The following is a 12653-nucleotide window of genomic DNA, read 5'->3' on the forward strand; positions in this document are numbered from 1 at the left end:
ATTCGATCAGTTGGTGACTGCAACATACACAGCGCCGCTGTCCGAAGTGCCGTCGCTGTTTTCTACTTTGACGACCAGCGAAATCTGATCCGTAAGGTTCATCGGCCGCCAGTGAGCCTGGTATCGCCCGCTGTGATCGGTAAACGACTCAGTGAACGGTGCTCCATTAGTGGAAACAAGGATTTTCCGTCTGGGCATGGGCTCTCGCCCCTCCTTGGCCACAATCAGCGCGGTCATGGAGACGTAGGTCTGCAAGGGAACCGGATTAGGCGACGCAACAACGGATTCCACCGCTGCTGGACACTCAGTGACGGTCAACCAGAGCGTTTTTACCACCCAGCCAGCCAAACCACCCTTTACCGACGCCCGCAATGCAGCCTCGCCTGCTCCTCCCAGGACAATCCGCGCCGTTGCCTTGCCTTCGGCATCCGTCAGGGTTGTCGGCAGCGAGGTGCGGTCGTACTCCCACATCACTTCGACATTGGCCAAGGGTTGCGCGGTACTGGCTGAAACGACCAGGACTTGCGCGGTCATCTGTTGCCCCGGATACCCGCTCGGGTCATCGCTGACCAGTTCCTTGATCTCCCGGGGCTCGTGCAGCAAAAACGGTAAAGAAATCGACTCCGAATACAGCGCATCGCCCACCGTGGCGGTCAACCGCGCCGTACCCGGTGTCGTCGGCACGAACCGTATCCGCGCTTCACCGTAGAAGTTGGTAGTGGTGGTCACCTCACCAAGGTCCGGACTGCTCCAGACAACCTTCATCCCCACCATCGGTCTGCCACTGATGCCCGACACAATGGTGATCTGCTCAGATACAGCCTCGCCCCAAAACAGCGTCTGACTGCTGCGCGAACGATCCGCAATTTTTACCACCTGCGCGCCTTGCCCCAGCGACATTGCAATAACCGGAGAAAGCCTGGCCAACCGCTCCGAGGAAAAGCGCAGGCCGAAACGCCCGTCCTTGAGGTCGCCCGCGTTGAACCGATAGGTCATTCCAGCGCTCGAGAAAAGCCTGGGGTCACCCAGACGTGGCTCCTCGAAGCGCATGCCCAATTCCGTCGGCCCGGTGCCGGTCATGCCCAGCGTCAGGTGCTGGTCAAACAACGCACTGCGCGCCGGGGCACTCACGCGCAATTGGTGCTGCCCCTTGCGCCGAGGGAATTCAGCGCTTTGACCCAGTGGCTGAAACGGTTGGGAGTCGAAACTGTATTCAAATCCGGCCCAGGGGTCCCCTTCCAGCGATAGGACCTTCATGGAGTGGCGCTCTTCAAAACGGTCATAAGGGCTGATAACCGCCGCTGTCACCACATGTTCACCTGCAGTGGCTGGCGCAAAGGGAAAACCACTCCAGCCGTCGGCAGCCGTCCTGTGCTCTTCGGTGCTGCCGTCGCCTGTCCATTGAACAGGCACTTGATCCAGAGCGAGGTCGGGACGATAAGGGGAGCGTACCTTCAGCCACATCCATGCAGGATCCTGCCCAATGACCGGATCCACCGCAGATGCACGGGCGTCTTCGATAGTGATTTTATTGTGGCCCAGGGTCATCGTATTGATGTCGCTGAAACCATGGGTATTGATAACGAACCGAAGTGCGAAGACACCGGGTCTGGTACTTTTTGAACAGTCCAGCGTCCAGATAAACCCGCTGTCATCCACAACATTTTCGCTTCCGCAGGGTGGACTCAATTCGATTCCGAGCTCTGCCGCCGGGCTTCCATTCCATACCAGATCCATGGCAATACCCACTAAAGGGCTTAGCGCATTGGTGCGGAAGATATAGCGATGTACAGCACCGATACACGGAAAGAGTGGCTGGCCCCTGAGATCTGTCATCTGATCCAGGACCACGGTCATTTCTTCATGGAGGTCAGGTGATAACAGTCGGCAAGAAAAATCCTTGTTCGTGAGAGTGTCGGTGCGCAAACTCACCTCGAAAATACTGCTGGTACTTTCGATACGATCAGAGCTGAACAACCAACTCAGATCTTCCCCTTCGCGCAATATTCTCGGTACGTCAAGGTCGCTCACCGCCAGACCGTTCTCTGGATTTTCGTTCCGCCATCCGAGCGTAATTGCCTCGCCAATCAACGGGCTGCCCGCTAATGCCCGGACCGTCAGGATGTGCCTCTGGCCGCGCTTGCATGCGATTCCGTCATTGGCAATCGGAACAGCATCAAACGTGATGCTGACCTTGTCCTTCCATTCGTCTCGTGCAAACGCCGTGACCGAAAATGAGTGTTCATCTGCCGGCCCGCCTTCGTAGGCACTCACACTGGCGGTAATCGTCTCGTTGCTCAAAGCCGTCAACGGCCGGTAATAGAGGCTGGCCCAGCCCCCACTGCCGGTACGAGACTCGACAATGCCCTCGGGGGTTTGCCAGTCGACGATCGCATCAATCACTGGCTCACCGGCACCTTTGTCAGTGACATGCACCACCTGCATCCGCATCAACGTCTTTTCGGAGTTCTCGACAACCGGTGAAATATTCGGGCCGCGCGTGTCAGCGATCCTGACCTTGTTGCGCGCCAGCGACATGGGTTTACGCGGCGATGGCAGTAACAACTTCGAGCAGACCAATGACAGTTCGAAGCGACCGTCCAGCCAGTCCTCGCAGTCCAGCGTCCAGAGACTATCGTCCCCCTCAAAAGCGACCGGTTGCTGGAGTGGAGGGTTGACCGTGACCTTCAGCTCTTCATGCCCGACGCCGCTCCAGTGCAGCGATAGATCAGTCGCCAGCAAAGGGCTGTCGGCGGGCAAGCGCACAATGAAGGGGTAATCAGTGCCGCGATTGGGATAACCGGTCGCGCTCCACTGGGTCACCTGCCCTTCGACAACGCAACGCAAGTCCATCCAGGGATCGGTCGCCAGCACCGTGACCGAAAACTCGAGAGTCACCTCGCCACTTGGGTAATAAGGACTGTCGACCGAAGCTGTGAGAATGAAATCGCCTGCTTGCTCAGGAACGAAATCGAAGTAGACCAAGCCTTGTTCATCGGTAGTGCCGGTGCCCAGCACACCTTGCCCGGCAGTCGTCCACCTGACTTCCCTGCCATCAATCGCCTGGCCGGTGTAGTACGAGAGAACCTGCACACCCAAACGGACGCTTTGCGCACAATCCAGGACAGGGTAATAAGCCGCGCTCTGTACTTCGCGAAGCGCTAATCGATGATGCCCCAACGACACGTCAATCGTGTATGGCTCGGCGTTGTATTGGTTCACCAGACTTATCGTGAAGTCATGAGCCTTTTCCTCCCCCATATCCGGGCAATCGAGCAACCACTGCGACGGTAGCGGCTGATCGGTTCCCCAGTCGGGGGTCGCCTTGACTGATTCCATCGGGTTGCCGTGAATGATCAATGCGATATTCGTATCCAGCCAGGCGCTGCCGTCTGCCGGAATAAAAGACAGGCCGTGGGGAATGAACAGAGAGTCGTCCGGGTCATCGCCAAGGGAAGCGCCCAGGCAAAGGTATAACGTCTGGCGTGGTGGCAGATCTTCGCTATCCAGTCGCACCGTCTGCAGTTGCAGCGGTTCAAGCTTCAGTTGCAGGTCGATTCGAGTGATGCAGATTGCCGAACGATTGTCGCCTGCGTTGTCAGGGACACCGCTGACCTCAAAGCTCAATGCGTCATCGCTGACGAATTCCAATTCATCCAGCGACCGTTGATACGCGCGCGGCTTGAATTCAAGCGGCTGTCCCGCCAGCCGTCGGGCGTTTTCGAGCTCCGGATTCCGATCTTCTTGCGCCGTGAGCTCGATGCTCATCAACACTTCACCGCGCTTGCGGATGTGCAACCAGCCCGATTCGCCCGACCATGAAACGCCGGGCCGCAGTTCACATAAAAACGTCAGTTCGTAACCGGCTTGTGCACCGGGGGTTTTGGGAGCTTTGACTTCCTGTGTGGCCGAAGCCCCGACACCGACCTCCATGAAATTGACTAACTCGCCATCATAGAACTCGCTCGCCAGGCCAACCCTACCGCTGGTACGCCACTCTTTGAGCCGATCATTGAAGTCACCATTGAGCAGCAGGCTTTCATTTTTTTGCACGACGGGCTCATTCATGATCGCTGGCTCCGTTGCGTTGGCGCGCCAGGTAGGTGTTTTCAGCCTCGGTCACCAGGTCTGTGACCTTTTGGACGTACGTCGGCTCGCCGGCCTTGATGGAGTACCGCACGCGAAGAATGATATTGGTCAAGGATTTGAGCATTGCAGCTTGTGGCTGATTAAGCGGGCGAGGAAAACTCAGCCGCCAATGGGAAACGGCACCCGTGTATTCAAACGGGTTGAGCAATCCTTCGTCGGGTTTCTGGTGGGTCTGGCCATTATCGCCAAGCCCGACCGACAAAACGATCTGCTGACCGCTGCGCAGGTTGAACAGCAGATCGCCAGGTGCGATTGCGGTGGGCTTATGCAAATATTGCACAGACTGTGTGGTCGGTCGGGTCGCGGTCACGCTACTGATCTGCAGCAACGTTGCCCGCACATCCTCGTAGGGACCGGCCAGCACAGGCAGATCGACTTCCACCGAACTGATCTGCCGGCAGAAATGGCCAGGATGATCACGGTCGAACAACAACTGGGTCAGTCTGAACTCCAACACACCTGTTGCCATCAATTGCGCGTGTGCATCTGCCCAGCTGGTTATGCCCTCTTGAGGCTCGATTCTGTCGTCGAACAACTGCCGCAAGGAAATGGTTTTGATCAGTTCCGGCCGCCGCTCGTAGCTTTGCAAGCGCCTGCGCTCCTGGTCCAGCAGGTACATATGCAGTTGTTCACCCGAGCCCAGACCGTAACGGTGATCGAGCCAGGCCTGAGGCAAAGGGACGGGGGCATCATAATCCCCGGTTTCGGCAGCCAGTGAAGCCTGAGCACTAAGGCACAGGCTGACGACTGCGTCGTACGCCTGATAGTGCAGTGCCTTGAGCTGGCCAAGCATCCAGCCGAACAGCTCGGCATTGCTCGCGCGTTTTTTAAGGAAGTTGTACATGGTCAACGCTTGGCTGTTGGCCCTGAGCGTCTGTTCAAGGCTGGATCTCGCCGCGTTGATCGCATGGCTTTGCGCTTCGATCTGCGCATCGATTGCGCCTACCTCCGCCAGCGCCTGATCGCGTTGCAGCGCCCACTCACTGCGGCGACGGCGATAACCTTCAGTGGTGGCCTGTCGGTCGGCGTCGATTTGCAGCAATGACGAAAAAACCTCCAGGCCGAAAGCCACCGCATCGAAAGTGTGTTCGGGTTTGAAGCCACCGTTGGAAGTACCATAGATTTTTGGCAACGCCGCGATGACGCCCCCTGCCACCCTGACAACTTTGGCCTGCAGTGCTGATGTCTTCGACTGCTGCAGACTGGCCATGACCTGATACTCGATCGGCGAAACGTTTTCGCTGTAACGCATTGCATAGGCGTCGGCCCGGTCCTGCGCCATTGCCCGACTCTGCTTCAGCGCTGTGACATTCGCCTCCAGTTGGGCGATGGATTGTTCCTGTACCGTTTCGGCATAGCGACCCAGCTCGAGCAAATGGTTCTGCTGCGATTCTTCCTGCTCGGCACGGTCACGTTGCTCGAGCAGACGCAGCACCAGACTGCCGAAATCCCGCAGGCTCTGTACCCCGCGCAACGCGACTTCGAACGTGACCCGCCAGCGATACGCATTGACCACCAGGCGCCCGCCCATCGGTCTGGGCCCGGCCGCGCTACCAGCGGCCAGATCGCGGAGCAATTCCCTGGGATCCGTCATCGGGCTGAATAGCAACACGTCCAGCGGTTTGCCATCGATCGTGAGATTGTTGCGCAGGTTATCAAGGCGTTGCTGCGGCTTTGCAAACAGGTCGAGCAGCGATTGATTGATCGGAATTCTAAAAGGTTCGCAGGCCAACAAACCCAGGATCGGCGGGGTGTCGGAAGCGATCGGGTAATCTGCCAGGTTGAAATCCAGCGTTTGTTCAAGCGCTTCAAGCAGGGGTCGCGATTCGCAATTGTCCAAGAGGTTTTCCACGGTGTCGGTCTGCCAACGAGTCGCTGTGTCGGCGGTGGGCGCCTTGCCCATCAGAAACCCGGCCTGGACATAGCAAAGCTTGGCGGCCACCAGACTGTCACGGGTCAATTGTCGGTAATACCAATCGCCCCACGCCATCAGGTTTTCTACGTAGTCGGTGAACATCAGGATCTGAAAATGCGCGGGTGCGGCATAGCCAATGGCATCCGGATCGAGGGGATTCTGAATTTCCCACCCTGGATTGCCCGGCGCTGTTGCGATATCCAGAGGCCGGCAACGCCAATACGCCGGTTTCGGGTTCGCGATCGGAACCGGCGGATTGGCCGGATCTGCGGTGGCCTGTGGATCGAATACGTAATGCAGCCAGCTCTGCGCTTCCTGAAAGCGTTCTTCGTCGCGCAACCGGGTGGCGATCAAATGCGGCAGGTGGAAAAACAGCTCCCAGAAGTTCAGACCATTGGCACCGTCGAAGGCACCATTGGGTGGTTCAACGAACTCTGCGCCGATCGGCGACGGCTCGCGAATGAACTGGTTGGACCAGTCCAGCACGGCGTCCACGGAAATATTCGAGCATCTCACCAGTTCCGAGCCAAACAAGGAATTGAGCCGAATGAATTTCAACGCCAGTCCAGTTTGATTGAATGAAAGAAACTGTGCCCCGTCGGTACTGTTCTTGTGCAGAGCTGGCGGGACGAAATCCATGAGATCGACAATCGTCAGGTCGAACTCTTTCTGTCCTGTCGGGGAAGTGGGAGAGGCGAATGAAAAAGTGACTGGCGTGGGCCAGGTGCCTTTCGTCCGCGAGGAAGTCCACGACTGAGTTACCCAGCCCCCGCCTGCATCCTGTTCTTCGAGGATCGGCGGCGGGTCACTATCAGAAGGCTGACCTGCAATTTGCAGCTCCATTTTCAACCGAGCGCTGTCCAGGCCCGTGGGGCTGCAAAAACCCTGCACCGTCAGCACATCTTTGTCATCCGCGCGCGTTGCCATAACGTGCAGGTCGAGATAGGGCGTCAGGAAACCATGGGGCTTTATGCGAGTGACAACAGTCACCTGAGTGTTCAGTGGGTGCTGAACCGTATCGTTGCTGACGAATCGCTCCTCAAGCGCCAGATCCAGCCATGCGCCACCGTCCAGAAGGGGGCGCATCAGAACGTCGTAGACACCATGCACCCGCAGACTGCCGGATGGCGAAGATAGGTTGCCCGTCAGTAAAATCCCCAACTTGCCCTTCGGATTCAGATAATCGACCTGCACCGTCGCAATCAGTCTGGAGCTCGCCAAACCCGCGTCCTTGTGTTCTGAACTGTGCACACACAACGGCGCAGACCACTGCCCGTTCTGCTTCATGAATGCCAGATTGATCACCAGTTTGCTCGGGCTGAGCGACTCCGCTGCGCTCGCGACTACCGCGTCGCGCCATTCGGCCCAGACCACACACAACCGGCCATTCCAGAACACCGGGCGGATATCCAGCACCTGATCGGCGGTCGGGATTTCCACGGCTTGCCATTCACTCCAGACCGCCGGATTGACCGAAACGCTGGTTGCGCCCAGTTCGATCTCGGCCTTGCGCCAGAAATACTGGAACGGCTGCACCCGCTGCCGCCCCAGAAAGTAGTAATCGGCTTTGGCCGGTGTCACGCCGTCCATGAAACAGCTGATCACATCGAGATCGCAGACTTGTTCGAATGCCTGCAAATAATCCTCCAGCGCCGCCTGCACGGTATCTTTGTCCAGACGGGCCTGGTTCAGGTTGTTTTCCAGATTCTTGAACAGACTGGTTTTGCGCAGTCGCACCGATGGAACGATGAAGTTTTCCGCATAGCATGAAACCCGTTGGGGCACGGTCCAGTCGGGATAATTGCTGAAAATCTCCCATTCGCGCAGATGACGCTTGTCGAACTCGTGATCCTGGAACCCTGGTTCCAGCTTTCGATACACCGCATGGATGTACTGCTGCACACAACTTATCGCTTCGGCAACTCTGGAACTCTTGACCTGATAAGTATCCAGAGGATCCATGCGCAGCAATTCAAACAAGTCTTCAGGTGTTTTCAGAAAAGGGTATTTATCATTGGCCACTTGACCGATGCAGTACTCAAGAAGTGCCGAGCGACGTTTTTCCAGCAGCCCGCCAATATTACTCAGTGCCATGATCTTGCTCCTTGAAATATGGCCCGGAGACAAACGCTCGCCAGGCAGTACGCAACGCCCTGCCGCTACTCCCTGGCGAAGGTAATGGCATTGGGGAATATTCTTTCGCGTTCCCCAGACTGAGAGCGAACGCTGAACACGAATGTGCCGCCCGTCTTGCTTGAGACAAAAACCCGGGTAAGCCCCTGCTGATCAGTGAACCCCTGCGCCGGCCGAATAGTGACGGCATCCATCTTCGCGGGCGCAACGCTCTTGCCAAACCACTCCACGAGCGAGTTTTGTCCGCGGTTTCCGTAGTCGTCCTCCAGCACCGCATACAGTTCTACTTCATGACCGTATTTCACCGTTTCCAAAGGCGTAGGTGAAAGTTCTGCAATAGGGAACGACAACGTAGTGAAGTCGGCAGTTATTTCTATGGGAGGGGCGTATTGCGGCTCGAACAAGTCCAACCAAAGCATTGGCGTGTCGCGGCCCATGACCTTGCCGGGGATAAACTCGACCAACAGTGTCCCGTCCGTTCCCGTCGCCTTGTATTCAATGGTGCCCAACGTGGCGCGCCAATAAACATTGACGCCACTCAGCGACTTTCCATTGGCGTCTTTGAGGGTCACTTTATAAGTGACTTTTTCGTCTGGCTTGTTAGCCACGACGGTGCTGTCATCCACCACTTCGCACGTGATGGTGACCAGCTCTTTGACGTCGCCTGGAACATGCACGATCGGGGCACGAGTATCGGACTCGCCGAGCAGGGCATGTTCGGCTGCATCGGCATAGGATTTTTTGTCGACGGTTTCGGGCAGATTACCAATGAGAAAAATCGTTAACGCATCCATGCCGCTCTCGGTGGACAGCGCCAGCACGCGCATCAACAAATCGAGCTGGGGAAGGTTTTTCAACACCTTCAGGTCGGGATCGATGCGGCTCACACATTCGCGCACTTCCTGAACGCTCCAGCCAAAAAAATCGGCCAGTTTGATCGCCGCCGCCTGTTGTGCCAGCCATCTCGCATCTCCGGTGACATCCGGCAATGCGTTGACCTGGCGCAGGTAGTCCAACAGCTTCTGTGGCGGTTGGCCGCTCGAGGCTGAGGCGAGGGCAAAAGCGCGAGTGAGCACGGTCAGGAAATAAAGCGTGCGCACCGTCAACGCATGCTTGTCGTCCTGAACCAGCCAGTCCTTGTAGCCGCTATCCAGATAATCCTGCAACAGCGCCGCGCTTAACCCCAGTGTCGACACCACCTCACTGCGCCGGCGAACTTCAGCCAGTAGATCGGATGACGTGTCGGCAACTCGGGGGCGAGTTCGGCCGGCCCCTTCGCTTCCCGCATCCGCTTGCTCCAGCACATGCAGCAGTAACTGATGCACCGTGACGTCTGCCCAGTTCAGGACCGGCAATGCCTGATCCACGCCAACGCCGGCGTATGCCGCCAGCGTCTCCTTGACCAGCGAAGTCTGCGCATCGCGCATCTGTAAAAACGCGCTGACCATGCTGTCGATGATGCTCTGCCGCAACGCTGGCTCGATCTCACCCAGGGCGCTGTCGACCGCCCAGGCGATTTTTTTATGGACGGAGGCCAGATACATCTCAGCGCTTCCCTCCGGAGGCAGGATCAAACCATGCGCGTCGGTAATCGGCCCCAGGTTGTCGGCGGATGTCGCGAGAAATTCGATCCAGTCCGCGGCCCCGGCTGCCGGAACGCCTGCCATGAGAAACGTACTGTTGGACAGCTGTGCAGTCGGCAGCAAATTGCGAAGCTGCTCGAAAAACTGCTCATCCTGTTCGGATGGATCCTGAGCCGCTGGCGCAGCGACCGCATGCTGCAACACCCACAACACCGGCAGATTGTTTTGCGCGCACCACTGCACGCAACTTTGCATAGCCTCGATCAGTTCCAGCGCATCCGGTGAACCCTCCGGTACATCGCGAATGACAGGCGTGCCGGCCAAGCCATTGACCCAGTCATCGCCGCCCAGGATCGATAGCATCAGCACGCCTTCAACCGGAGTGATGTTCAACAGCCGGGCCAGCCTCACCAAACGGTAGAAGCTCGAGATAATCGCTGCGTTGCGCTTCAATTTGTCGGTCAAGCCATGAGCCTTGGCCACTGCGTTCGCCAGCACGTAATAAGTCTGCGGATCAATCGCCAGACCACTGCAAAGCTGGCTGATCGTCAGATCCACCTCGCCCGGTATCGGCGCCACCGCAAACTCACCGTCGTCGAGCTTGAAAGGCTCGCGATAACCGGTTTGAAAATTGAACACCTGATCGAACTGCGAGAGCGCTTCGCCGCGACCGTAAACCGACAGCTCACCCACAAACACAGCAAAGTCCGCGGCGGTGCATTCGTAGCGCTCGCGCAACGTCTGGAACAACCCAAGCGCATGAACCGCGCCACTTGAGATGTCCATCTCGTTGCTGTGACCTTTCGTTGAATTGCCGCGCCCTGTTGCCCGGATGACCGATGTCAACACTGCGTCCAGCTGTTCGAACGGCAATCCTGTCCAGTTGGCCAGACGCACCATCTGATTCATCCGGGTATAGCGGTTGAACCCGATGAGTTCGTTGGGGTTTGCCGTCATTCGAAGGCGAGGCTTGGTTGCAGGATCGATACGCACCGCCGGCGCAGTACCGTTATTTATGTAAACCGAACCCGAGCGCTCGCTTTCAGGCTGCTCGGGCGTTTCATCCGGGTAGGTCACATTGGCCGAGCGCACAGGAGCAAAGTCGCCGATCGATAGAAGCGCCTCGATCTGTCGGCTGTCGAGCTTGGTGCGCTGACCGAAAAACTCCACCTGATTGAGATTCGAATACATCTCGGTATTGGTGGTACCAAAGTTGTGCGCAAAAAAAGCTACGCGAAGCTCGAAATCCGCACGCGGTTCTGTCAGCAACAGGCGCTGATAAGGGCCAAGCCGCGAGGCGTGGGCGAAACCCTTTGCAGTATTGGCACCTCGAGCATTGGCGTGCAGAAAATAAGGATAAGCCAGGTCGACCCGGTGCTCGAAGTCGCCCACCGACAGGTCATGAAACTGCGCGATACCATCAATTGTGACCCAATGCTGGTAATAAGGCAGACCATTGGGGTAACGGGCTGCGATCAGCGCGTCTTCGATCGATCCGATATCCGTTTTCGCCGCGATGAATTTCTCCAGCACCTCAACGATGATGTCCACAGAAGAGATCGATTGATAAACCGCATTGAAGTCGACGTTCAGTGCCAAGAGATCTGTGCGCCGGTTATGCAGCGAGAAATCATCTTCCTTTCTAATACCCTCCAGACGGTCACGAACCCAGCGCAACAAGTCGATCAGATACGCCACTGGCGACCAGATGGACTCCAGTGCATCTGGCGGGCACAACGCGGAAAAATCGGTACCGATCAGAGCGTGATAATTGGGACCGTCTACGATCGATAACAAACCGCTGGAGCTGCGCTTTGGCGCGGGCCTGGTGCCCCTCAGCGTCTGCTCGATAAATTGGCGCCGCTGAGACGTGGCCAGGCTATTGGCGCCGCGCCAATATTGTTGCGCTTGCTCAACGCTGAGCTGATGCTCTTGGACCATGCATTGAACCCCCTTTTCAACCAGTGGATAAATTGATCCACCGTTTTGCAGGTATGTCTCGAGGTTCTGCAGTCCGACGTTCTGTGCTCGTTGTTCCTTGCTGAACAACTGATCGAACAGCTGCAGGGGGGGACGGCGCGAATCAACCATGATCAGATTTCCTTAAGGCGACAACTGGCCCGCGCAACCTGACGTCCTTCGTCAGGCTGCACATTCAATGAGTACGATTGAGCGCTTCGAATGGCGTCAAGTCCACTGTCATTTATGACAGGTTTTATAGCCGTTCGTCGGAAACCGCGTTTCAGGAATTGTCGTTGCGCAAGCGTGCGGCTTCGACTTCAAAACGCGCACTGTCGGCCCAATCGGACATCGTTGCGCCATCCGCTGCGTCAGTCAGCGTCTGCCGGAATCGGTACCAGTTGCCCGCCAGAGGCAGTGCCATTGTCGCCGCCCCGCGCCAGTGCTCATCGACCACGGGTACCTGAGCCAGCCACTGAATATCCGGGTTGTACCAACTCACGACGGCGCCCACGCCCGGACGGCCCTTGCCGCTGAACTGCACTGGATAACTGACCCAGCGTCCCGGCGCCGGCTCGTCGAGGGCTGGCACAAAAGTACCCAAAATGACCGAGCGCAGGGTTTCAAATGATTCGAACTCGTCCAGAGATGCGACTGCCTCGAGCCGGTAAAGCCCTCCGCCGAGCAGACTTGCATCGAGCATCACTGACCAGGTGCGATTTTCCTGCACGATGGCGCTTGCCGGCTCGGAACGCGCGGCACCGACCAGCGTCACCGTAACCGTATCGCCCGGCACGCCAAAACCGCACACCATCACCTGCTGCCCGATGGCATCGCCTTCGATCGGGGTTTCAATGAAGGGTGCCGCTGGCACAACGTCAAAGTACAGCGGCTCGCTGTCTTCCGACTCCTGT

At 57.4% G+C, this 12653-nt stretch carries 3 protein-coding genes and 1 pseudogene; all 4 read right to left on the reverse strand.

What is annotated here, in order from left to right:
• Positions 1-6 precede the first annotated feature (6 nt).
• The gene (locus KVG87_RS25090; RefSeq protein WP_217853078.1) at positions 7-4068 is read right to left on the reverse strand and encodes an Ig-like domain-containing protein; all 4062 of its coding nucleotides are present in this window, start codon (positions 4066-4068) and stop codon (positions 7-9) included.
• Complete coding sequence (locus KVG87_RS25095) at positions 4061-8158, reverse strand: Tc toxin subunit A-related protein (RefSeq protein WP_217853080.1); 4098 nt, start codon at positions 8156-8158, stop codon at positions 4061-4063. Before KVG87_RS25095 ends, KVG87_RS25090 begins: the two co-directional genes overlap by 8 nt.
• 65 nt (positions 8159-8223) lie before the next feature.
• Positions 8224-11871 (reverse strand): Tc toxin subunit A, encoded by a 3648-nt coding sequence (locus tag KVG87_RS25100; protein WP_217853082.1) that lies wholly within the window; start codon positions 11869-11871, stop codon positions 8224-8226.
• Positions 11872-12022: 151 nt separating this feature from the next.
• Positions 12023-12653, reverse strand: a pseudogene (locus KVG87_RS25105) (hypothetical protein); the annotation flags it as partial.

The organism is Pseudomonas siliginis (assembly GCF_019145195.1).
Lineage (GTDB): Bacteria > Pseudomonadota > Gammaproteobacteria > Pseudomonadales > Pseudomonadaceae > Aquipseudomonas > Aquipseudomonas siliginis.

Coding starts and splice junctions, on each gene's coding strand:
- KVG87_RS25095 (WP_217853080.1), bottom strand. CDS start 8,158: ATGGCACTGAGTAATATTGGCGGGCTGCTGGAAAAACGTCGCTCGGCA.
- KVG87_RS25100 (WP_217853082.1), bottom strand. CDS start 11,871: ATGGTTGATTCGCGCCGTCCCCCCCTGCAGCTGTTCGATCAGTTGTTC.
- KVG87_RS25090 (WP_217853078.1), bottom strand. CDS start 4,068: ATGAATGAGCCCGTCGTGCAAAAAAATGAAAGCCTGCTGCTCAATGGT.